Origin of the sequence: Metabacillus sediminilitoris (assembly GCF_009720625.1) — a bacterium.
GTDB lineage: Bacteria > Bacillota > Bacilli > Bacillales > Bacillaceae > Metabacillus > Metabacillus sediminilitoris.
The window spans coordinates 1,755,965-1,779,497 of sequence record NZ_CP046266.1 but is presented as its reverse complement, the minus strand read 5'-3'; the positions used below and the strand labels follow the sequence as shown (position 1 = coordinate 1,779,497).

Genomic DNA, 23,533 nt, shown 5'->3' with positions numbered 1-23,533 from the left:
TCCAGAGATAATGGAAAAACAGGCAAGCCGCGGTAGAGCTTATAAGGGAGAGGTGCATCATCCCAATCCACTTCCCAGTCCGGCGGGCTTACCTTGTCAATGTCAAAATGTAAATTGTGCAAAAAGGTATCTAGACCCATCCTCCTACCTCCTCGTTACCATTATGGAAACGGATGTGGATGTCGATTGAGCTGTTCCATTGTCAACGGCTGCTTCGTATACCCAAGTTCCATTGGTACCCGCAGCACCCTCTCAAGCCCTGTTACTCTAGTAAGATGATGTCCGAATGTCATCGGCAGCATTCCCGGAATCAGCACTTTCACGCAATGCAGTCCATTTCGTTTTGTTTCTGATGTCGACTGATCTACGACAATGACATCGAGGTTCAATCTGCGAAACTCCTGAAGGATATCCTGCAGATCATCAGTCAGATCTTCATGCTTTGACTTCCATTTGAATTCTTCATCAAATGTACGCAGTGGACGATTGTTGTCCAGCAAAAACTGCAGACGTTCTTCCGCTTGCGGCAAACCGTACAGCATGCCATGATCATCCATCTTCGTCACAAGGGAAGAATCGTGCAGCATTCGCATAAATTCATCTTTATTCGTCTCTAATTTCTCATCAAGCGTCAGCATCATAGCAGCCAGCTCGTGAACCGAGCTTTTTACCGCCCGGACTGGATCGAGATGAGATCCTGCTGCACAGATGATATTCAATCCTTTTTCCTTCCTGTTCTTTGCAATCGCCCATACACTTGGAATCCTGTTTTCCATTGTTGCATTACAAAAATACAGATCATACCCGGCAACCGCCCGTACACGGTCGATCATCAACTCCAATTCCTTGTCATTAGCCGAATAAGGATCAAGTCGAGGCAGAGGCAGCTCTGCATACCAAGTCATCAAGAATGAATCACGTTCCACGACCTCTAAAATCCCATAAAAAATCGCTTCCTCCAAACTTCCGCCTAATGCGCACCCATTCGAAGTTTCATAGACAAATCCCTGTCCGCATCCCAAGCTATAATAGGAAAGAAGCTCTGGAACCAAAATGGGACGCTCTTGCAAAAACGAATAGCCCCATACCCAATTCATCTTTTTATCAGGATGAAACTGTTCAAATGGAAAATCAGCTCGAGCATACTGTTCCTTTGCATGCACTCCTACTGTGATTGGATTGAGGGCTTGATCTTTTAAGTTACGGTAACTATCTTTGACCACTGTCCTTTTTCCACGCGGTGTCATACCACAGGCCCTTTCCAATCCTTCCAGTATGGCAGTTAATTCACTTAATGCGTATGAATGAGTGCGGCCTGCTACACCCTCATCCCCTGCAAATAAAGGCAAATTCACACCAACATCAGCAAATGGAGGGATAAGATCAACCATTTTCCCATTAAAAATACCAGTTCGGTGATCAAGATAGTCTTTGGCTAGAACCTTCTTTAGCTCATCCAACGAACGACAGCGGAAACTGCCGGGGATTTTTGGACTCCGTTTCAGTTTAATTTGGGCCAAACCCTTTGAATCGTCAGGTATTTGACTGCAAACAGGGCATACTGAGTCAGGGAGAATTGTATGCCATGAACTCTTTAATGCTTTCAAATTAATGATACATACACGTCCTTCTGAGTGGACGTGTTCACCTTGTAAACTCCTTTGTACCTCCTCCGTTAGCACATGGCTGATCTGCAAAAGCCCTATCCTTGATGCCCAAGGGTCTGGCGACTTTCTTGAGGTTTCGGTTAGACTCTGTTGCAATTGCCACATCTCATTTCGGTCGCGGCCTGCCATGAGATGCCGTAAGTCCGCACATCGCGAGCACCCTTGTGTGTTTGGACGAACGAGCGGTCCAATTACTCCTTCTCCAAATGATACGAAACCGCGCAGCCAAGGAATGCCAGCTCTACGTAACACCTCTTCCGCTGTTTGATGAATGGAGGGATTCCAGGTATCGTGCAGGACAAGAACGATATCGGCCCCTTTAGGTACATCTGCCTCGAAATCAGTTTGTCGAACAACCTGGTATTGAGAGGCCAGTTCATCACGAACATAGTCCGCTAACAAACCTTCTCCGACAATCCCTACGATAGCACTCACCGCGATCCCTCCTCTCGTAACAATATCCCACACACACCTAATAGTTCTTTATTAAAAATTTGTTCCAATCCTAGTTCGAAAACCAATAACTGTTTTCGGTTCTGTTTCAAGACTTGTATTGCGGACTGTAAAATTTCTGGTTGTGAGATGTTTTCACACGAACGAATAACAAGATGTTGCGGTACCTTATCTGCCTGCAATACAGATGAATCCTCTAAAGGTTGTATCTGAAGGAATTGTTTATTTTCATTCATAAGCGCCTGCTGTAACGCTTTTTGCAAGGCCAATGTTATAGTAAGATCTACATGGCGATACCAGCGCCCATTCACACCAATACATACCACTGGGAAGCCAGAAACTTCCTTCCCTAAACTGATAATTGGGGCTCCATGTAACGTAGTAAGTGCTTGTAAATAATACTGGCAACGTTCATCTTCAACACCACTTAACTGAACTGGAGAGACCTTATATTTTTGTTCCACCTGTTCGTTGCTTAGTACCTCCGTTAAACATTTCAGCAATCCACGGCAAACACATTCTGCAAATGTTTCCCCTGCTCCGACACCAACAAATTGATGAGAATCTACTAAATTCAACTCCACCTTTTCCTGTGGAGGCAGATTTTTAACGATGTGATCGACCATTCGTGACACATAAGCTTCAATTCCAGCTAGACCCGCTTCTTTACGTGCCATCTCATGTGTCATATCTGAACAAACGATGCTCGGCAGCAGCTCTGCAGGACCCTCCGACAACGGATCAACGACCTGAACGCGACACTGGGCTAAAGGCAGCTGTTTTAAATCTTCCTCATCTAAAATATGAAAAATTCCTGATTCCTTTGATGTCAGCTGACTAAAATAAAGAAGCAATCTACCTTGCTCAACATTACTCGAACTTTTTTTAAGCCGCAAATTGAGATCCTGAACCAATTCAGCTGTAACACGCCCGGTCACTAGCGGATGAAGCATGAAAGAATGCCAATTCCCTTCTAATGTATCCTGATTTAGAAGAAAGATTTGATGATGTTGTTCTGATTCAGAAACTCTCGTAATCTTTTTAAACAACTCGAATACAATCACATTGACCAGCATCGCTCCCGCCGTAGATGAGAAATTGTCTATTTCCTCATCATGACGAAATACAGATTGGTGAATACTGCGCAACGCTGACTCCCAGCTCACTTCAGAGTCCGGCTGCACTAATGGTCCTGCAATCCCTACATGGTCAAGAAAGATAGCAGGTAGAAAAAGCTTCTTCTCATCCCTACAAATCTTCTGAATCGCAGTTAATTCCTCTACATTACCTTCCTGTGATACATATAAAATTGAATCGAACGGCTGTAAAAGTTCCCGCAAAGAACTTTCCCCCACAGGCTGCAGATTGACCTCCTCTACCGCTACCCCAGGGTCCGTTTTACGGGCATGTACGACTAATTCTTCTATCCGCTTCCGATTCGTCGGTACCGATTCCGTTATTCGCACATGAAATTTCGGCAATCCAGATTGAAGCAATGAAGAAACCAATGAGACAAGAACTGACCCAGAGCCGATTGCCAACACTTTAGCCTGACGATAGGCTTGAAAACGGTATGCACCTGAATCGCCAAAGCTCTCTAAAAATTCAATTTGAGAAGCATACTTAGTAAGAATCTGTTTCGGCAAATGATGCGGTTTTTCTTGACTTACATCATGTACATACCCGTTTCGATACAGCACTTCTGCAATTTCATACACCCTATCTCGATATGGACCCGGCAATCCATCTGTCAAATTCCCCAAGGTGTACTCCCCATTGAACATAGGTATTAGCTTTTCAACCCATTGATCGATCGTGCTGCCTTTCATATGAAATGAACTGACATTATTTCGAAAATACACACCGTTGTTTGGATCAGGGAGAAAAAAAGTGTCCCTTTTCACTTTCAAACGCATAGAAGGGTTCAATTTTGTCATTCCGATCCTCCTTATCCGTAAACTGTCCTCTAACTAAAAGCATAAGTTTTCACTATCATCCTATGTATCCTAATTTGTCTCTTATGTCTAATCTTATGGAGAAATGCCCCTGCAACTTTTGCAGAGGCTCATCTCCATTGTTAAAATGATCAACCACCGCAACGGCCGCCGCCACCACATCGACCGCCGCAATTACCACAATTATGAAAACAATTATGAAAACAATTATGAAAACAGTTATGGCAACGGAAGCAATTAAAGCAACGGAAACAATTGAAACAATTAAAGCAGTGAAAACAATTAAAACATCGGAAAAAACCGAAGCCTACCCCAAATTGTCTATCTTGATCAGCATAGTATTGATTTGGATCCCAAGGAATAGCCTCGTTTGCCTGGAAATCACCAACATTCAACGATTGTAGATCATTCTGGAAATTAGTCATTTTCAAAACCTCCATATTTTAAATTCACAAGGTACAGCAGCAAAATAAAAAGGGACAACAACTGATCAATCAAGGACAAAAGCTAAATTCTAATACTCTCACCCTAAAGATATGTACGCTGCTTGGGCAAAGTGACTGATTCAAATAACTATTATTTAAAAAATGTAGAAACCGGATTTTTCAATTTACCAACTACATAAAGTTACACTACTGAGCATAGCGATTTCATGTTATTACTTTGATCTAAATCATTAATGGAAAATTTAAAATCATTCATTGAATGAAGAAAGCTAAGAAGGGAAAAACTGAAACAGTTGAAGGAGGAATGGATTTTGGAACATACCTGGCTTTCTCTGTTACCATTTCTTATTGTTATTTCAATGTCGATATGGCTTAAAAATATTTTACCCGGTCTTGTTTTAGGACTCGTTGTGGGCTCATTGATTGTAACAGCAAATTTATTAACAGGGGCACAACAATCCGTATCATATATCGTCACAACATTATCAGATGAAACAAATATCAATATCATTGGGTTCCTTTATTTATTTGGCGGTCTTGTCGGGATGATGAATATATCAGGCGGGATTAAAGGCTTTTCTGAATGGGTCGGCACGAAGATTAAATCAGAACGGGGTCTGCTCGGTCTGATCTGGCTGACTCTCCCTTTTACATTTATGATGCCGATGTTTCGGATTATGATGGTCGGTCCGATCGTGAAATCACTGATCAAAAAAATGAATCTATCAAAGCAAAAAGTTGGGCTCACGCTCGATATTTCAACAGAGTCAGTCATTGTTCTTTTGCCTGTAGCTACAGCGTTTGTTGGCTTTATGGTCTCTTTAGTAGAAGGCGGGATTCAAGAGCTTGGGTTGGATTTGTCTCCATATGAAGTCTTTCTCCTAAGCATTTTGTTCAACTTTTTTGCGATTGTGATGCTGGTAATCGGCATTATTCAAACAGTCTGGAATCCTCGCAAAAAAACAACCACCGCTAACAAGAAAGTGGATCTTGTACAAATGGAAGAGCAAGAACATGAATTTCACCGGATTGGGATAAAACGTGAGTTATCTCTAGTAAAAGCCCAGCCATGGCATTTAATTATTCCTGTTATCTTACTTCTAAGTCTATCTTTATTTCTTTTATGGCAGGACGGTACAGCTAGAGGCGCACAGACGATCTTTGCAGCTTTTTCTCAAGCTGACGCGACATTTGTTATGCTCTTGGCCGTTTTCATCACGATTATATTTTCATTTGTTTTCTACATTATTCGCAAACAAAAACTAGATGAAATCTTATACCATTTTTATGATGGCGGAAATCAAATGATGGAGGCGATCAGCCTGCTTGTCCTAATATGGGCACTTACACTTTCTGCTGAAGAGCTGGGTTTTTCAGCCTTTATTAGCTCAACATTAGGAGCTTTCCTGCCAGCTTCCATGACCCCCGCAACCATTTTTCTTATCGGTTCAATCGTCGGTTACTTCATTGGATCATCTTGGGGAACATGGGGGTTGTTTATGCCTTTAGGAATGACATTAGCTGTTTCTACCGGAGCCTCAATTCCGTTAACCGTTGGTGCGGTATTTGCAAGCGGCGCATTTGGTGCATTAGCATCCCCATTGGGTGATACAACCATTACAACCGCATCCATATTAGATATGCCGCTTGTCGAGTATGCTCGCTATAAATTAAAAATCTCCATAATTGGCGGCGTCATCGCGATTATTTTCTATCTTATCTTTGGTTTCTTTGTTGTTTAAGTTCCCAAGCTGTGCTTGCATTTCACGTACAATGACCATTTTGTCTAAAATAACTGAAGCGTTATTACCTGGATAATCACCAAGCTCGTTCATCCGTTTCATACCATTTTCATCTTCTATTTCTTCGAGTCTGCGGATGGTTTCTTATAGCCAATATCTTCATCTTGGATAGGATCAATTACTTGGCCTACACCAATATAAAAGGCGACATCCGCTGAATATTGATTGGCATAGATTGACCCAATGACTGTGCCCCAAGAATGGGCTAAAATGCCGATTTTATCTTTGTGATATTTCTTTTTCAAATAGTAATGGCAAACTATAATGTTCAAAAAATGTTGAAGAAATAAAACATAATGTTCATTCCAGAAGATTTGGAAGCACGCAACATCAGTGTCAAGTTACTAGACGGTCTTTACTCAGAAATGGTTGATTACTCTATATATGATTATCCTTTGCAAGATAGATAGTGTGCCTATGTATTTTATTTATGGTGAAAATGGTTGGCAGATCCCTTGCCGTACATGGTATTGTTTATTTTCAAAAAATAACGGCTCCCGATAAAAAAATTAATCTTAATTGACTAGGCAACACATTCTCCAACTTTAGAAAAATAAAAAGAGTTCTTACAAGCGCTGATTAAGGTTGTTGAACGCACCATATAATAAAGCGTCCTATACTTAGCGAGCGTTGCTTCACGTTTTAAAAGGATTTGTTCACAAGCCTTAAAGACGTCCTTTTTTACAGAAAAACACCCTGCCTAAAATTGGTTCAGGGTGCTTTCCTTTTAACAAACTACTATTAATAACAGTCACAATAGTATTTTTTCTTTTTACACCAGCATTCGTAGTAATAGTAATAGCAGTCATCTTTGTGCTCTTTTTTCTTCTCGTGACAACAGTCACAATCTTTGTACTCTTTCTTCTTCTCGTGACACCAGCAGTCATCTTTGTGTTCTTTCTTTTTCTCGTGACACCAGCAGTCATCTTTGTGCTCTTTCTTCTTCTCGTGACAACAGCAGTTATATTTGTGCTCTTTCTTTTTCTCGTGACAACAGCAGTCATCTTTGTGCTCTTTCTTTTTCTCGTGACAACAGCAGTCATCTTTCTGCTCTTTCTTTTTCTCGTGACAACAGCAGTCATCTTTGTGCTTGTAAGACCAGTCATTATCGTGTTTTTTGTTCTTACAATAAAAACACCAACATTCATAATGATGGGAATAAGACATAGAATTTCCCCTCCTTTCTATTAAATCTGCTATCAATATATGAAAAGCAAATAAAAAGGAAAGTATACTTGTCTATAAAAATTCATATTTCTTTTTTTGTACGCTATAAAGGAGCCCTTTTATGTTGTCATCATCATTTGGTGTAACTATGAACTCTTCCATAAGGAACACGCTAAATCATAGAAGACCCAAGTGTTCCATACTTTACATTCTCTTTTAATTTCAATGCTTAGTATAATTTTTATCATTCATTCATTAAGTCTAATGTAAATTTTAGTCATGTTTTCCCCATAAATGCAGTCTTTTTAGGAAAAGCTAAATAAAGAAAAATCGTAGTATAGCCACTATCAAACAAATATTGAGGGATAAGGATGAACAACCAATTAGTTAACGCGATTAAACAGAATGCAAAACATTTAAAAGAACCTGATGATTTTCTAGTTGTTATTGAGGAAATTGATCAGCAAAAATATGTGTTATTAGGTGAATCTTCACACGGAACGTCTGAATTCTATACGATAAGGGCAGATCTTACGAAAAAACTGATTGTCGAAAAAGGGTTTCATTTTATAGCTGTTGAGGGTGATTGGCCTGCTTGTCAGCAAGTGAATCGTTATATAAAGGGCTTTGATCAAGCATCTGCAAATGCCAGGGATGTGTTAACATCATTTAACCGTTGGCCGACGTGGATGTGGGCAAATGAGGAAATGATTAGCCTTATTGAATGGTTAAAAGAATATAATCAAACACAGCCAAAGGATAAGCAGGTTGGTTTTTATGGGATCGATATTTATTCGTTATGGGAATCAATGGATGAAATTCTCAAGTATTTAGTCAAAACAAATTCCCCGCTCGCCCAATCAACGAGGAATGCCTTTTCTTGTTTTGAGCCTTTTAATCGCCATCCAGAAAAATACGCTGTAGCTGCCTCCTTCTACTCTGAAGGATGTCATGATGAGGTTTTCAAGCTTTTAACTGAGATTCGCCTACATAAGAAACATTTTTCAAACACGGAAGAAAGTCATTTAAACATTGAAGTAAATGCCATCGTAACAGCGAATGCTGAAAAGTATTACAGAACAATGGTCGTAGATGATAATGAATCCTGGAATATTCGTGACAGACACATGGTTGAAGTGATCAACAAAATTAGTGATTGGTATGGCAGTGATGCAAAAGGAATCATCTGGGAACATAACACACATGTTGGTGATGCCAGAGCAACTGATATGGTAAAAGAAGGCATAGAGAATGTTGGTCAATTGTTAAGAGAACAAATAGGAAAAGAAAAACTATTCATTATTGGATTTGGCACTCACAGGGGGACTGTGATCGCAGCTGACGAATGGGGCGTGAATTTGGAGAGAATGATTATACCTCCAGCAATAGCAGGAAGCTTTGAGGATGCAATGCATAAAGCAGGACCACATGACAAATTATTAGTTTTTAACGAACAAAACAAACATCATTTTCAACAAACAATCGGTCACAGAGCAATTGGAGTTGTTTATGACCCACAATATGAACAATACGGAAATTACGTACCTTCTGTCATGTCTAAGCGATATGATGCCTTTATCTATGTAAATTATACAAATGGACTTACACCGCTTGTAGTTGAAGAGGTCATTCTTTAGTGAAATCGTAAGAAAGATTGCCAACATTCTCATAGAAATGAATAAACCTTGGGATATTCCAAGGTTTATTCATTTTCTCAATCTGTGCTTGTGAAATTAAAGCTTTACCAAGTGATCGTTTAAAGTGGTTACCTGACCTATTATCTGTTGTTTCTTGGAAAGCCCAAACTATATTGTTTCGGCAGTTCAATTTCTTTGCGAAGGATTGTAGCTGCTTCCAATGTCCAATAAGGATTTCTTAACATTCCTCTTCCGACAGCCACAAGGTCGGCATCTTCATTTCCGATAACTGCGTTTGCTAATGATGGTTCATCCAATCTTCCAACTGCAATTACTGGAATGTCAAGAGCTTGCCTGATCGATCTTGCTAATGGTACTTGATAGGCAACATGTGTTCCTGGTCTTCCCTCCGCAGCGATAGGGCCTTCTCCCCCTGCGCTTATATGAAACATATCAACTCCTGCATCTTGATATTCTTTTGAAAATTCAATGCTCTCATGAATTCCATATCCGCCTTCAACATATTCTTGTGCAGATATTCTCATAATTAACGGCATATCCTCTGGCATTTCACTTTTAGCAGCCTGAATGACCTCTTTACCAAATTTAGATAAATCCTTCCCATACTCATCTGTTCTTTTATTCGTTAAAGGTGAATGAAATTGATGGATTAAATAGCCGTGAGCACCATGCAGCTCAATCACATCTACACCAGCTTGCACAGCTCTTTTGACAGCACTACGGAATTTAGTAACCATTTCTTTTACTTCATCTGTAGAAAGTGCTCTTGGAGTTTTCGAATTTTCATCAAAAGGAATCGCAGATGGTGCTACTGGAACATCGGCATCTTCTGCTTTACGTCCGGCATGAGCGATTTGTATCCCCACTTTTGCTCCGTATTGATGACAAGCTTCTACTATACGTGCTAATGCAGGAACTTGCTCATCTGACCATAAACCTAAATCATAATCTGAAATTCGCCCATCGGGTTCTACATCCGTCATTTCAATAATAATTAAACTAGCACCGCCAATTGCACGGCTTACATAATGTGTATAATGCCAATCAGTCGCAATGCCATCTTTTTTTGTTACCGAATATTGACACATAGGCGGCATAACCACACGATTTTTTAATGATAATCCTTTTAGCTGATAAGGGGAAAATAAATGATTCATTGTAACACTCCTTTTTATTATATTAGCACCATTTATCTTTACTATTACGTGAAAACAAGATTCTCTCCGTTATTTATGGGTACCCAAATTATAAATTAAATGCATGTGCATGCATACAATTTAGCATATAAAAAAAGAATCTGTCAAACAAACCAATTCTAAGAATAAAAAAGATGGAATATCCTTAACCCGCTAATCGTGAATTGGGGAAGGATATTCCATCATGGGTGAAATTTATGAATGAATTGTTCTAATTCCTGTTGAACTGTTCCTTTAGAAAAAGTCTTTTCAAGGGCTGCATTGAGTGTCACGGACGCCTTTTTTAGCTTTTCCTCTCCTTCAGCTGTTAAAGAAGTGTAAATAGCTCTTCGATCGTCTATGCAAATATGTCTTTTTAAAGCTCCGCAGTCCTTTTCTTCAAAACGGCTGACAAGTCTTGACATGGCACTTTGACTCAACCCAACCATATTCTGAAGCTGTTGCAATTTTAGTTTTTTTTCGGGTGCTTCAGATAAAAATAAAAGGACATAAAACTCTTTTAAGGATATTTGATGATTCTCTTGAAGAATGCTTTCTAATTCATTCGTGATCTTCGTTTGTATATTCGTAAATGATAACCAATTCGTGATCATTTGATTATTTTGCATTGATACCATCCCTGCCATCTATACAATATCCATATCTCAAATAGATATGATATTAGATTATTCACTTCTAATAATACCAAGTAAATATTTTTCTAGTCAAATTGGGGCAGAAATAGCTATTATTAATAGTTACTATCGACCGTCATTGCATTTACATTTAGATTGCCAAAACTGCTATTTGTTCGACTCTTTTACCGGAAAAAAACCCATTTTGTCAAATGAGACTATCGTTTTTGCCTATCAGTAAAAAGACATCCAAAAAATAAATTTTGGATGTCTATCTCATCAACTAAATCACTTATTTTACTCCTGTATTAGCTTTCACAGCAACCTCTGCATACTTTTTCTCATCTCTCTTGCTGGATACAACTGTTCCGATATAAGCAGCTAGGAAACCTGCTGGTATAGAGACGATAGCCGGATTTGTGAGTGGGAAAATTGGATTTCCGACAAGTATTGCTGCTCCAGGCTCAGGATTGAGGACACTTGGGCTAATAGCAACAAGCACTAAAGCTGTGATCAAGCCTGTTAACATTCCTGCCATTGCACCTGCTGTATTAAACTTTTTCCAGTAGATTGTAAAAATAATAACTGGTAAATTCGCACTTGCTGCGACGCAGAATGCTAGGGAAACAAGGAATGCTACATTCATTTTCTGGGCAAACAGGGCAAGGATGATTGAAAGGACAGCGACACCGATTGATGCATAACGGGCAGCTAGCATTTGTTGTTTTTCCGTCATCTTCCCCTTCTTAATAATTTGACCATAAATGTCATGGGCAAACGCTGATGCACCTGATAAAACAAGACCTGCTACGACGGCGAGTATTGTAGCAAATGCAACTGCTGAAACAAATGACATGAGAAAATCTCCACCTAATGCTTTTGCTAAAAGTGGTGCAGCCATATTTCCGGCAGCATTCGCACTGATAATTTCTTCTGAGCCGACAAACGCAGCTGCCCCGAAGCCAAGAAAAATCGTTAAAATATAGAAAATCCCTACTACCCATGTTGCTGTTACAACCGAGCTTCTTGCCGTTTTTGCATCTTTTACAGTAAAGAAACGCATTAATATATGTGGTAGTCCAGCTGTACCAAGGACAAGTGCAGCCATCATTGAGATCGTATCAATTGGATTTTTGTATTTTACCCCAGGATTTAAATAATCCTCTCCTAACGGTGTTAATGTTTTCATTTCATCAAACATTGTAAAAACATTAAAGTTAAACTTTAATAGAACTAAAAATGAAATGATCACGGTTCCAAGCATCAACAGAACGGCTTTTGTGATTTGCACCCAGCTTGTTGCTGTCATCCCGCCAAATATGACGTAAGTTGTCATCATGACACCTACTAGTAAAACGGCAACCCAATAATCAATTCCAAGTAAAAGCTGAATAAGTGCACCTGCACCGACTAGCTGGGCAATCATATAAAAGATCACAATCGTTAGCGTGCTTAATGCAGCAACACCACGTACCTTTTTTTGGTCAAATCTAGCATTTATCATATCTGCAATTGTATATTTTCCTAGATTTCTTAGCGGCTCTGCCACAATATAAAGCACGACAAGATAGGCAACTAAATAGCCGATAGAGTAGAAAAATCCATCGAAGCCACTAAGTGCAATTGCACCGGCTATCCCAAGAAAGGATGCGGCTGATAAATAATCACCAGCAATGGCAAGTCCATTTTGCCAGCCTGTTAACCCGCCACCTGCTGTATAAAACTCACTAGCTGTTTTTGTTCGTTTGGCCGCCCAATACGTAATGACAAGTGTCATACCAACAATTAGAACAAATAAAATTAATGCTGTCACACTCATAAGCCCTGTTCTCCCTCCTCCTCATGATTTTCAATGATTTGTTTAGCCATATGATCAAATGTTCCTGCTTTTTTCACATAAAGAATGCAAAGGACCCATGTCATAATAAATTGGGCAAACGCATAAACCCATGTCCAGGTAATTGAGCCTATCGCTGGTGTATTTAGTATTGTCGTATAGGAAGTTAGAACTGGTAACATAAAATAAAAAACTAAGAAGAATATCGTGAGTGGGATTAGAAATCTTTTCTTTGCTTTTAGTAACTGTTGAAACTCTTGACTTGCAGCAACCTTTTCAAAGTCAACAGACTTTTCCCCCTGTTGCCCTATCTCTTTTTCCATTTGCTTTCCTCCTTTTAATTATTTTTTCAGAATGATAATCAGGTTCTAAAAGATTATATTAGGATAAGCATTCTATTATTCACAATAATGTCAAAAGGCCGGGAGATACTCGGTACCTTTCTTTTTCCATAAGGAAAGGGCTAGCATATGCCAGCCCTTATCGCCCTTCTTTTTATGTTAGAAAAAGAATAGAAATAGAAAGAATGAAAACAAAAACAAGACTGAAAATAAAATTCTTCTTTTCTATTACTATATCTTTTTCTTCTTTAAATCTCCTGTTCATTAAGAATTTTATTCCCAGACCAAAACAAATAGAAAAAACAATGGTAAGAATCATTTTGACATAAACATTAACTATACATGCAGTTTCATCAGAACTTATTTTTACGATCATAGGTCTTATGAAGAAAAAATAACTAAAAATCACAAATAACGTGTTGATCAACGTGTAAAGGATAAAACTTGGTTATATCGGAAACTAATTGCATTCTCCAAAAGATTGAGAAAAAGATAAAAACCAAGTTTACAAGGCAGATCACACAGAGTATGATATGAAAGGTATTGAATTTATTAAAGTATAGGAGTTGAGTTTTTTGAGCAGTCGAAGTTGCAACGAACCGGAACCCGGATCGAAAAGCGAGGAAGTCATTAACGAACCAATCCTCCATAGGTTGAATACTGATAAACCTAGAATGCTCGGATTTTTACGAGCAATTATCCCTCACTTTGCTTCTTTGAATGACTCAAAGTTCCAGGCTGGTTTTACTGCCCGATAATACGGGATAAACATTCAACTCTTATTGTATGAAGGAATGAGGACGGAACCCGTTTAACTTGCCATCATATTTTAAAAAAGTGTTTGAACATATATTTTTTCGAAACTTAGTTTACATGCAAAATGATGCCGGTTAGTTCATTTCCGTTTTTTTATTAGGGGCCATTATTGACTTCCTCACCATAATGAGGAGGTTTTAACATTGTTAGAAATTTATTTAACTGATCAACATGGAGCACTACAACAACAAAGCGAAATTACGAATGGCTGTTGGGTGAATCTTGTCGCACCAACAGAACAAGAAATTAATGAATTAGCAAATAAAGTACAAATTCCTTTGGACTTCTTAAAAGACCCACTAGATGAAGAGGAACGGTCCCGGATTGAAAAAGATGATGACAATATCCTCATCATCGTTAATATTCCTTTAATGTCAATGGATGAAAAGGGCTTTCCAATTTATGATACGATTCCTTTAGGCATGATTGTCGCAAAAAATTGTTTCATTACAGTATGTCTTAAAGATAATCCTATTTTTCATTTGTTTAAACAAAATAAAGTAAAACAGTTTTATACAAACAAAAAAACGAGGTTTTCTCTGCAAATCCTTTATTTAATGGCAACCACCTATCTTAAGTACTTAAAACAAATTAGTAAAAAGACCGATTCAATCGAAAAAGAATTACATCAGTCGATGAAAAATAAAGAACTTTTTTCATTATTGAATCTGGAAAAAAGTTTAGTGTATTTTACAACTTCATTGAAGTCTAACAATATTGTCCTGCAGAAAATGCTGAAATTTAATTACTTAAAAATGTATGAAGATGATCAGGAGCTGTTAGAGGATGTCATAATCGAAAATCAGCAGGCAATTGAAATGGCTGAAACACATACATCGATTCTAAGCGGTATGATGGACGCCTTTGCATCTGTCATTTCTAATAATGTCAATATTGTCATGAAATTTTTAACATCGATTACGATTATTATGTCTTTGCCCACAATGGTTGCAAGTTTTTATGGAATGAACGTTTCCATTCCATTCCAGGATTACCCATACTCATTTTTTGTTGCTATTATTATTTCATTTATTTTATCAAGCATTACGGCTGTTATCTTTTGGAAGAAAAGGTTCTTTTAAGATTTTCAGCCTTCATAAACACAAGCCATTCACAGTGTGAATGGCTCTTTCCATCTATTAATTATTTAAATCACTTAACCCAGGGCTATGTTCATTTGGCATTTCAGGTAAGTCAGGTACTACAAATCCTGCCGGTGGATCGACTACACTTAACTGACCATTATCTCTGCTTGGGGATTCTCCCTGCAAAATTTCACCGATTCTAGTCTGATCAAGCCTAAAATTAAATTGGGCATTATGGAAGCCCATTTCTTCATACTTTCTACATTCAGGATATTTATTAATATCATAATTAGGAACTGGGAAGAGTTTTCCCCAATTAACGCCAAGTGTTTCCAATGCTTTTGCAAAAGCGTTTTGATGGGCATTATCACGTACAATTAAGAAAGCGAGTGTTTCTCGAAATGTTTTATTTGAACTCATTTCATAAATGCGTGTTTTTTGAAGAACACCTGTTGATTCAAGGACAATGTTATCGAGTAGGTCAGCCACTAAGTTTCCATGGCTGTAAACATAATTACCAGTCCACGGGTTACCGCCTGCATCCACTGGTAATGAAGATTGTGCTCCCATAATAAAATGATGTGGGTTGGCATGTTTAATTGCTTCATCTAAATGGTGCTTGATCGACCCCTGCTGCTCCTACCCCTTCTTCTCCTGCACCATTTAACAGCTGATTAATTGTTGTTTGAACAAGCTCCACATGGCTGATTTCCTCAATAAATATCCCGCGAATTAAATCACGGTACTGTTTTGCCTTGCCGCGAAAGTTTGCACTTTGAAACGAAAACTGCATCATTGTTCTCATTTCACCAAAGTGTCCACCTAGTGTTTCTTGCAGAACTTTAGCTGCTGCCGGATCTGGTTTGTCAGGTACAATTTGATTAATTAATTCTTCCTTATAATAAAATATCTTACTCAACTCATCTATGTATCATTATTTATGATGACTTGTCATTCCCCCTATTCTACTATTTGTTTATGATTTTGATTTTATGCTTTATCTCTATCATCACATTAAACATGACCAATTTTTTCTATTCTTTCCTATCATTTGAACTTTTAATAAATGCCATGAAAAAAGTCAATCAGGAGATAATAATCAATGGAGGTGGTAACGATGACTAACGAGCAGGAAAGGGATTATATCATCGTCCAAGATGAATCAGGTTTGTTAAAAAAGTTCGCTGTTGAGGCTTTATTAAATATGGAAGAGCAAACATATACCTTATTAAGAAGTGAGCATGATCAGCATAATGCGTTCGTGATGCAGGTTGAAAACGAAGAAGATGGGCAGTATCTAATTGGTATCGATGATCCCTTTATAAAAAGCATGGTTCTTGATGCATATGCCATTGCGGTTGATGCAAATCCAGCTGATTAAGATCGTGGAAAGTAGGAATTATGATGGAAAATAAGATCATTGATGTGATAGATGAACGTTTAAAAAAACAAATAGAAGATGAGATTAACGGAATGACCTTTACGAAAAACTTTCGGTCACCTAGTGCTGAGGAATGGTATGTATTTTTGCCAAGCTATAAAGACCAGGTAACAGGCGGTGCACCTGGAAAAACGATAATTCATTATAATCTTTTTGACACGAAGCATATTTTTATTAACACGACAATCATTTTTGATGATCCGTTACTACATAAAGGCGAGTTACACCGCCTTGTCTATGCGGTATCAGATGAAATTGTGAATCGCCTTGTCGGGTATGCGGACACTTTATTGTCTGTTCATGCTGGTGAAAACTCATACAATGCAGAATATAAACAGTGACATACAGTTACGGCCAATCTTAAAGGTTAAAAAGACCGTCATTTGACGGTCTTTTAATTTATCAAATTCGTTTTCGCAGCTTTCACTCGATTTCTGTCCAGTTGTTTTGCTTCATATAACGCTTGATCAGCAGCATGAAATAATTCTTCAAAGCTTTGAGCGATCTCAGGTATATTTCCAATACCCATCGAGAGCGTAATAGGGTTTCCTGTTGGGCTCTTCGTTGTTGCCGCTGCTTCTCTTATTCTTTCTGCGATCGAATGAGCAATTGAACCATTTGTTTCTGGCAGAACAATTAAAAATTCTTCTCCGCCTAACCGGTAACACAATTCCGTTTCCCTTAATTCCTTTTTTACTAATGATGAAATAAATTTTAATACTTCTTCACCCTTTTGATGGCCGTATTTATCGTTGACGTTTTTAAAATGGTCAATATCAAATAATATAATCGAGTACATGTCTAATCTTTTAATTGTACTTTCTAAAGTGCGGCGATTATAAAAACCTGTTAACGGGTCAAGGACCGCTTCATTTTCAACATCGTTTAGTTTTTTCTGATAAAAATCAACAGCTACAAATATCCCCCGCTTCAATTCTTTTAGCTCAAAATACCAATCAGGTATATGTGGTGTTGGGATTGTTTTCTGTTCTGTCACTTGTTGGGCATAAACAGCCAGTTTCCTAATCGGATTGACAATTTTCTTCAGCAATAAAAAGGAAATAAGAAAGATAAAGATCATGAATGGGATCGCTGTGAAACTTACTTTTTTCACCATCTGTATGATTGGTTCATTCACGCTTATTTTCGGTGTTTGAGAGATGATTCCCCAATTACTATCTCCTGCTGTCGCAGAGTAACCTGCTAACATTGTATTTCCTTTTGAATTTACAACTTCCTGATGTCCATTATTCCCTTTCAATACTTCCTGGACAACTTTGTTTTCGATCACATTCGTGTTAATCCGCTCCATATTCGGATGATAAATAATCGATCCTTTGGAGTCGACAACATATACATACGAATCATTTTCGCTCTTTGGATGCTGCCCAAGTATGGCATCTAAAATATTTTCTTCATGTAATTCAATTGTTTAGAAAGAAACCCGACATATTCTTCCTTATCAAAAACTGGTACTAAAATGAGTAAGATCAAATTTTTACGAATCCCTACATAAGGTTCTGATAAGAATGGTGCTTTTTCTGATAAAGTTACTTTTACTCCTGGAGATTCCAGCACGATTCCTTCTAAACAACAATACTTCCATTTTGATCAACAAATGTGATCGCATTAAAATATTGGTTTGATTGTAATATTTGGTTTAGCTTCGTATTAATTGTCTTTGAATCTTTCGATAGTTAGATGATGAAACATATTCTCGAAGAGATCATCTATCGCATGTGCTAATTTTTCTAGATAGTATTGATTTTCGACTAAATAGTTGTTCTCAAGATTATTTTTACTTACCACTATACTAGAAACAATACTTCCAACAAATGTACCAACCATCGCTAAAACCAATAGCATTAATATTAAAAATTGAATACTTAATCGAATGGGTTTCATCATATCTTTTCACCGCAAAAATGACATATAAATTGTCAGAATGATCTACAAATATACCATGTCTCTAGATGATAAACAATCATAACCAACTTTTTATTATCTTTCCCATTTAGCTCGTAAATCGTCGAATACAAAAATGATCGTTAAAAAATAATATTCGGGGAAAAATAACTTTTAAATGGAGGTATTATGTTTACAAAGTGGTTTAATCATCATGAATATTTTCGGTACGGCTTTTTCATCCTGTTAATTTTTAGTTTCATCTTAAATAGTGTTGTATTACAAAATCACAGCAATTTTTTTATCCTTTATATCATTTCTGTCATATTCTTAGGGATTGGTTTTTATAATAAACCTGCTTGGTATTTAATCTTATTTACCGTATTCGTTGTATCATGCCGATTTTTCCTTATACGAGATCAGGAAGATAACCTACTCGTTACATTTATGATTTACCTCATTAGCTACCTTTTAATAACCTTTATTTCTGCTGGATTTATGCTAAATGTTCAGAAAGTAAAAGATGATAATTTGGAATTAACGACAGCTCTGGCAAATGCGTTAGATTCCAGAGATACTTATACATTGCACCATTCTGAAAATGTCGCAAAATATGGGGTGAAAATAGCTGAAAAATTGAATTTATCTAAAGAAGAATGTTCGATCATTCGTATTGGCGGTCTTTTGCACGATATCGGTAAAATTGGAGTACCAGAACATATTTTGACTAAGCCTGGAAAATTAACGGAAGATGAATATAATGTGATAACAACACATCCGACGATTGGATATGAAATCATCAAGCATGTTACAAGCTTTCATCGGAATGGTGTATTAGACATCGTGTTATATCATCATGAAAGATATGATGGAAAAGGGTATCCAGCAGGTTTAAAAGGCGAGGAGATTCCTTTAGTTGCCCGAATCATTTCTGTAGCAGATACATTTGATGCAATGATTTCAAGGCGCGTCTATCGAGAAGAGCTTGATTTAGCCTTTACGCTTAACGAAATTAAGAAAAACAAAGGAACTCAATTTGATCCAGAAATTGTTGATGTCTTTTTAAGTTTATTTGAGGATGAAGCAGAAGGTAAACGTAATATCCATGTGTTCAACTTGAAACAATAACAGCACACATGGATATAACGATTAATCAAACCAGCCCTTATTCCTAAACCAAATGAACATCCAAATCCCAATGTTCAGCATAATAAAGAGAATCACAAAATAGCCATATTTCCATGTTAATTCAGGCATATGTTCAAAATTCATACCATACACACCGGCAATAAAGGTGAGCGGCATGAAGATGGTCGTAATCACGGTAAGGACTTTCATAATTCGGTTTGTTTGATGTGAGTTTAAGGAAAGATAACTATCACGGATATCATTCGTAATTTCACGATTCGCATCAATCATTTCCGTCAGTTTTAGTAAATGATCATAAATATCTGCAAAATACTCCTGCCTTTGTTTAATCCCTCTTAATCGATGAGAATTTAACATTCGATAAACCAAATCTCTCATCGGTGTAACAGTGTGCCTCAGTTTTAATAAGTGATGCCTCGTGTCAAATAACTCATCAAGTAATTGCTCCATTGACATTTTATTTGTATTGTTTTCAAGTTTATCTAATATTTCTTCTAAACGATAGACGAGCGGAAAATAGTTATCAACAAGCTTATCGATGATATGATAAAGTACAAGATTCTGATCCCACTTATTTACCTTTTTTGACGCTTTTAACCGCTGCCAAACATCATATACTTCTTTTGATTTTTGATGGTGAAATGACACGATATAGTTTTCTCCTAAAAAGAAATTAATTTCCTCTTTTTCATAGTTCATTTCTTCTAAGCTGTGTGTGACAAAGAAACTATACTCATCATAGTAATCCAATTTTGGCCTTTGCAGCTTATGTATACAATCTTCAATCGCTAGCGGATGAAAATGCAAAGTGCGGTCAAGCTCCAAAATTTCCTCTTCTGTCGGCTGATTAAAGTCAATCCAATACCATTTTATATCCTCCCCCATTAATTCATCTAAGGGGCAATCTATTTGTAACTCTAAGTTCTTTTTTACGGCTATACAATTAATCACAATTTTACTCCTAAAATCGTATTTGTTTGCAAAAAGCACATGAAGAAGTTTTAAGATCGTTTCTCTTTTTCTACCCATTTTTGCGTTTCTACTAAACCACCCTTATTTTTTAGGCAATTTTCACATACTTTTTGCTTTTCAATTATGTTTACACGAATAACTTGGGTTGATTTCCGTTGCAGGTACTCGCTTTCCGCGGGCGGTCTCAGGAGTCTGCATATCCACAACAATCAACAGCTGTTCGAATTTGTTACTTGCTACATTTACGAAAAAAGCCATTTTTTATCTCTTTTAAGTGAATAACGGATGACATAGAATTCACTACAAATTCTTTCTTTTCAAAAGTATCCTTATACTGTATCACGTTCAATTAATTCGACGAAAATCTCTTTTTGAGAAATGTCTGCCTTTTCAACTGCTTGGCGGAATAAGTTTTTTCCCATTTCCACTAAAGGAATTTCCAATGTTGTAATGTTCATCATTTTTGCAATCGGCTGATTATCAAAGCCCATTATGGCTAGTTCCTCAGGTATGCTTATGTTATTCACCTTACAGCAAGTAACGATCCCCGCTGCTACTTGGTCGCTCGTTACTAGCAGGGCTGAGGGTGGATCGCTCATCTTTTTTACTTGTTGGACGACTCGATCCCCGTCTTCAACATGTAAACATTCATCAAAAATATAAGCTGGCTCAAATGGCAGATCCCATTTTTCCATAAAATCATGATAAGCTAATTCTCTTTGTTTACTATTTGTTCCTGTTTGTCTGCCGATACAATAACCGATTTTTTTATGGCCTTTATCATATAAATAGGTTAACGCTTTCGTAAACGTTTTATAATGATCGATAAATGTGGCTGAAACATTTTCCCCTCGCACATCTTCACATAAAATGATTCGTCCATAAGATAAATACTCGTCAATCATATCCCATTCACAAATGCGTGAACAAATAATTAACGCATCAATTTGCTTATCCTTTAACATTGCTAATGCTTCTGCCTCTCTCAATTCCTCATAATTCGTTTGGAAGAGGACTAATTTGTAGTTGCTTTTTAAAGCTTCATTAGCAATCCCCTCGAGCAACAAGCCAAAATAAGGATGATTTGAAAAAGGAATCACAACACCAATCAGGTAAGTTTTGCCGATGCTCAAATGAACGGCATTTATATTTGGCTGATACTTACAAAGCTCAATTGCTTTTCTAACAGCCTCTTTCTTATCCGCACTTACATACGGGTGATTATTGAGAACTCTTGAAACAGTTGTAACAGATACACCAGCCATCTTAGCAATATCTTTAATATTTGCCATGATATCACCTCAACTAATTAAAAACTTTTTCTTGCTATGAAACGCGTTCCATATTTTAAGCTTAATCTATAAAGGAGGAATGCGAAATGATAAATGTATATGGAATCATTTGCTTGCTTTTTATGTGTGCTTCCATTCTTTTTTCTGCTTCAAAAGCTATTGTTATTTTTCCAAAAAAGCAAGCTTCAAATAAGCCAAAAGATGTATATGATTATTTATTCGATGTATATGAAGATTCGTGAATAAAACAGGATATGTTAAAAAAGCAGTTCAAACGAATGAACTGCTTTTCATTTTGTCTATTTAACTAGAGCATACCATAATGAGAGTTATCTTTAAATTTGGCTCTTTTCTAAGAGATTGTTGTTTTTTAAAAAAACTATTTAAGGTTGTTTGGAGCAGATTGCGAGATTCATGCAGGTGTTTACGCTGAGGAAGCTAACCGCCCGCCCCGCTAAAAAGCAAGCATCCTCTCGCTGCAATCAACCACACCGCACTACTTGGTATAAGCAACAAAGTTTGCGAAAACAGCCTTAAATTTTGCTTGATTCGCGGAATATTGGTAAACTTGTTTATATCTAATTATTATTAAAATTTTTACTTAATAATGAAATGCTCAACATCAGATATTATCGCTTCTACCAACTAAATAAGTTTAAATTAGAGCAATTAGTGGTTTACTATAGATAATAAATTCTATAAATTTCCCTACCTCTGCTTCCTCAAATAGGTGGAGTCACATCGCCCGATGATCGGAAAACAAAACTATTTTTAAAGGAGAAGAGAATGATGACAAATGAAGAATATGAACTTTTAGTAACCAAAGCTTTAGAGAACGCCCCAGAATGGCTTTTTGCTGACATAGAAAATATCATCAAAGATTCAAAAGATAACAATCGAATCAGCTTTGTTATTTCAGAGCTTTATAAAAGATACACATTTAATTTTACACACTTATTTGCCGCAATGGATCAAAACTCAGAATGGTCTGTTATTTCTCGTGAAAGATTGAATTTCATCGATAACAATATCGACTTGATTCAAGCTATGATGAAAAAATATCAATAATTTGCATGGGAGGGAACGGTTGTAACAGCTTTCCCCTCCTGTACCTTTTGGACAAACTGTTTTGCCAGCTCTGTGATTTCAGTAAATCTCTTGTCATGTATGAATTGTTTATTGACAAGATTTCCTCCTAAACCTACAGCAATTGCACCTGCAGATAAATAGTCGTTGATGTTATTGATATCGACACCGCCAGTAACCATCATTGGGATATGATTAATTGGTCCCCGAACATTTTTCACATAATTCACACCTAATGAATCGATTGGGAATACTTTTACGGCTGTAGCACCAGCTTGGTACGCGCGAACGATTTCAGTTGGAGTAAATGTCCCAGGCCATACATCCACACCATGTGCGATACCATAATCAATGACTGCTTCATCTAAATTTGGTGAGACTAAATATTCTGCACCAGCAGCAATCGCATCCTTAGCCATCTGTATATTCATGACCGTCCCTGCTCCAATACAAAGCTTGTCATCATATGATTCCTTAAGATCCGCGATCATGTTAAATGCCCGGTCTGTATTTAATGTGACCTCTAGAAGTTTTATCCCGCCATCTAACAAGGCTTGTGCTGTTTCATGGCTGTTTTCATATGAAATTCCCCTAATAATTGCAACGATTTTTTCCTTTTGAAGAAATTGCAAATTGTTAGACATCCTTGAT

Annotated in this window: 23 protein-coding genes and 1 pseudogene; 8 read left to right on the top strand and 16 right to left on the bottom strand. The window is 37.4% G+C overall.

Translation table 11 applies throughout. The features are described from left to right. Nucleotides 1-161: 161 nt before the first annotated feature. From GMB29_RS08565 to GMB29_RS08555, 3 genes are all read right to left on the bottom strand, one after another. Nucleotides 162-2,102, bottom strand: a complete 1,941-nt coding sequence (locus tag GMB29_RS08565; protein WP_136351696.1) for a TOMM precursor leader peptide-binding protein — start codon at nucleotides 2,100-2,102, stop codon at nucleotides 162-164. After that, nucleotides 2,099-4,057, bottom strand: coding sequence for a putative thiazole-containing bacteriocin maturation protein (locus tag GMB29_RS08560; RefSeq protein ID WP_136351697.1), 1,959 nt, complete (start codon nucleotides 4,055-4,057; stop codon nucleotides 2,099-2,101). The genes GMB29_RS08565 and GMB29_RS08560 overlap by 4 nt, the downstream gene beginning before the upstream one ends. 149 nt (nucleotides 4,058-4,206) lie before the next feature. Beyond that, on the bottom strand, nucleotides 4,207-4,500 hold the full coding sequence (locus GMB29_RS08555; RefSeq protein ID WP_136351698.1) for a heterocycloanthracin/sonorensin family bacteriocin: 294 nt from the start codon (nucleotides 4,498-4,500) through the stop codon (nucleotides 4,207-4,209). A gap of 332 nt (nucleotides 4,501-4,832) precedes the next feature. On the opposite strand from GMB29_RS08555, the gene GMB29_RS08550 reads away from it, so the two are divergent. Continuing rightward, nucleotides 4,833-6,263 carry a Na+/H+ antiporter NhaC family protein gene (locus GMB29_RS08550; protein WP_136351699.1) on the top strand — a complete coding sequence of 477 codons (1,431 nt, stop codon included), beginning with the start codon at nucleotides 4,833-4,835 and terminating at the stop codon, nucleotides 6,261-6,263. A 725-nt stretch (nucleotides 6,264-6,988) separates the two neighbouring features. Here the strand turns inward: GMB29_RS08550 and GMB29_RS08545 are convergent. After that, the gene (locus GMB29_RS08545) at nucleotides 6,989-7,429 is read right to left on the bottom strand and encodes a hypothetical protein (RefSeq protein WP_155443858.1); all 441 of its coding nucleotides are present in this window, start codon (nucleotides 7,427-7,429) and stop codon (nucleotides 6,989-6,991) included. A gap of 432 nt (nucleotides 7,430-7,861) precedes the next feature. Here GMB29_RS08545 and GMB29_RS08540 point away from each other — a divergent pair, with 432 nt between their 5' ends. Next, nucleotides 7,862-9,127: an erythromycin esterase family protein gene (locus GMB29_RS08540; protein ID WP_136351702.1), complete on the top strand. Its 1,266-nt coding sequence runs from the start codon at nucleotides 7,862-7,864 to the stop codon at nucleotides 9,125-9,127. Between the two features lie 140 nt (nucleotides 9,128-9,267). Here GMB29_RS08540 and GMB29_RS08535 read toward each other — a convergent pair whose 3' ends face one another. From GMB29_RS08535 to GMB29_RS08520, 4 genes are all read right to left on the bottom strand, one after another. Beyond that, nucleotides 9,268-10,305 (bottom strand): NADH:flavin oxidoreductase/NADH oxidase, encoded by a 1,038-nt coding sequence (locus GMB29_RS08535; protein WP_136351703.1) that lies wholly within the window; start codon nucleotides 10,303-10,305, stop codon nucleotides 9,268-9,270. Between the two features lie 221 nt (nucleotides 10,306-10,526). Continuing rightward, nucleotides 10,527-10,961 (bottom strand): MarR family winged helix-turn-helix transcriptional regulator, encoded by a 435-nt coding sequence (locus GMB29_RS08530; protein WP_196305260.1) that lies wholly within the window; start codon nucleotides 10,959-10,961, stop codon nucleotides 10,527-10,529. A gap of 289 nt (nucleotides 10,962-11,250) precedes the next feature. Further along, nucleotides 11,251-12,777, bottom strand: coding sequence for a solute symporter family protein (locus GMB29_RS08525; protein ID WP_136351704.1), 1,527 nt, complete (start codon nucleotides 12,775-12,777; stop codon nucleotides 11,251-11,253). Then, the gene (locus GMB29_RS08520; RefSeq protein ID WP_136351705.1) at nucleotides 12,774-13,118 is read right to left on the bottom strand and encodes a DUF485 domain-containing protein; all 345 of its coding nucleotides are present in this window, start codon (nucleotides 13,116-13,118) and stop codon (nucleotides 12,774-12,776) included. The genes GMB29_RS08525 and GMB29_RS08520 overlap by 4 nt, the downstream gene beginning before the upstream one ends. 977 nt (nucleotides 13,119-14,095) lie before the next feature. On the opposite strand from GMB29_RS08520, the gene GMB29_RS08515 reads away from it, so the two are divergent. Next, complete coding sequence (locus GMB29_RS08515; protein WP_136351707.1) at nucleotides 14,096-15,034, top strand: magnesium transporter CorA family protein; 939 nt, start codon at nucleotides 14,096-14,098, stop codon at nucleotides 15,032-15,034. A 57-nt stretch (nucleotides 15,035-15,091) separates the two neighbouring features. On the opposite strand, the pseudogene GMB29_RS08510 reads toward GMB29_RS08515, so the two are convergent. Beyond that, a pseudogene (locus GMB29_RS08510) lies at nucleotides 15,092-15,947 on the bottom strand (manganese catalase family protein). A gap of 207 nt (nucleotides 15,948-16,154) precedes the next feature. On the opposite strand from GMB29_RS08510, the gene GMB29_RS08505 reads away from it, so the two are divergent. Both GMB29_RS08505 and GMB29_RS08500 read left to right on the top strand, forming a co-directional pair. Then, a complete protein-coding gene (locus GMB29_RS08505) occupies nucleotides 16,155-16,418 on the top strand; it encodes a DUF1292 domain-containing protein (RefSeq protein ID WP_227551608.1) in 264 nt (87 codons plus the stop codon). Between the two features lie 23 nt (nucleotides 16,419-16,441). Next, entirely contained in the window at nucleotides 16,442-16,819 is a 378-nt protein-coding gene (locus tag GMB29_RS08500; RefSeq protein ID WP_136351709.1) for a hypothetical protein, read from the top strand. Nucleotides 16,820-16,872: 53 nt separating this feature from the next. Here GMB29_RS08500 and GMB29_RS08495 read toward each other — a convergent pair whose 3' ends face one another. The 3 genes from GMB29_RS08495 to GMB29_RS08485 form a co-directional block, all read right to left on the bottom strand. Further along, a complete protein-coding gene (locus GMB29_RS08495) occupies nucleotides 16,873-17,769 on the bottom strand; it encodes a GGDEF domain-containing protein (RefSeq protein ID WP_196305238.1) in 897 nt (298 codons plus the stop codon). A 110-nt stretch (nucleotides 17,770-17,879) separates the two neighbouring features. Continuing rightward, nucleotides 17,880-18,056: a hypothetical protein gene (locus GMB29_RS08490; protein WP_155443857.1), complete on the bottom strand. Its 177-nt coding sequence runs from the start codon at nucleotides 18,054-18,056 to the stop codon at nucleotides 17,880-17,882. Nucleotides 18,057-18,149: 93 nt separating this feature from the next. Beyond that, on the bottom strand, nucleotides 18,150-18,386 hold the full coding sequence (locus GMB29_RS08485) for a hypothetical protein (protein ID WP_136351711.1): 237 nt from the start codon (nucleotides 18,384-18,386) through the stop codon (nucleotides 18,150-18,152). 186 nt (nucleotides 18,387-18,572) lie between these two features. Between GMB29_RS08485 and GMB29_RS08480 the strand changes: the two genes are divergently transcribed. Then, the gene (locus GMB29_RS08480) at nucleotides 18,573-19,511 is read left to right on the top strand and encodes an HD-GYP domain-containing protein (protein ID WP_136351712.1); all 939 of its coding nucleotides are present in this window, start codon (nucleotides 18,573-18,575) and stop codon (nucleotides 19,509-19,511) included. A 21-nt stretch (nucleotides 19,512-19,532) separates the two neighbouring features. Here the strand turns inward: GMB29_RS08480 and corA are convergent, their stop codons facing one another. The 3 genes from corA to GMB29_RS08465 all read right to left on the bottom strand — a co-directional run bounded on the left by corA (nucleotide 19,533) and on the right by GMB29_RS08465 (nucleotide 21,796). Continuing rightward, nucleotides 19,533-20,483 (bottom strand): magnesium/cobalt transporter CorA, encoded by a 951-nt coding sequence (gene corA / locus GMB29_RS08475; protein WP_227551606.1) that lies wholly within the window; start codon nucleotides 20,481-20,483, stop codon nucleotides 19,533-19,535. A gap of 138 nt (nucleotides 20,484-20,621) precedes the next feature. Next, the gene (locus GMB29_RS08470) at nucleotides 20,622-20,762 is read right to left on the bottom strand and encodes a hypothetical protein (protein ID WP_155443856.1); all 141 of its coding nucleotides are present in this window, start codon (nucleotides 20,760-20,762) and stop codon (nucleotides 20,622-20,624) included. Nucleotides 20,763-20,833: 71 nt separating this feature from the next. Continuing rightward, entirely contained in the window at nucleotides 20,834-21,796 is a 963-nt protein-coding gene (locus GMB29_RS08465; protein ID WP_136351714.1) for a LacI family DNA-binding transcriptional regulator, read from the bottom strand. An 86-nt stretch (nucleotides 21,797-21,882) separates the two neighbouring features. On the opposite strand from GMB29_RS08465, the gene GMB29_RS08460 reads away from it, so the two are divergent. Both GMB29_RS08460 and GMB29_RS08455 read left to right on the top strand, forming a co-directional pair. Further along, complete coding sequence (locus GMB29_RS08460) at nucleotides 21,883-22,038, top strand: hypothetical protein (protein WP_155443855.1); 156 nt, start codon at nucleotides 21,883-21,885, stop codon at nucleotides 22,036-22,038. Nucleotides 22,039-22,585: 547 nt separating this feature from the next. Next, the gene (locus tag GMB29_RS08455) at nucleotides 22,586-22,864 is read left to right on the top strand and encodes a hypothetical protein (protein ID WP_136351715.1); all 279 of its coding nucleotides are present in this window, start codon (nucleotides 22,586-22,588) and stop codon (nucleotides 22,862-22,864) included. Here the strand turns inward: GMB29_RS08455 and GMB29_RS08450 are convergent. Continuing rightward, on the bottom strand, nucleotides 22,858-23,526 hold the full coding sequence (locus GMB29_RS08450; protein WP_136351716.1) for a bifunctional 4-hydroxy-2-oxoglutarate aldolase/2-dehydro-3-deoxy-phosphogluconate aldolase: 669 nt from the start codon (nucleotides 23,524-23,526) through the stop codon (nucleotides 22,858-22,860). The genes GMB29_RS08455 and GMB29_RS08450 overlap by 7 nt on opposite strands. Nucleotides 23,527-23,533: the final 7 nt, after the last annotated feature.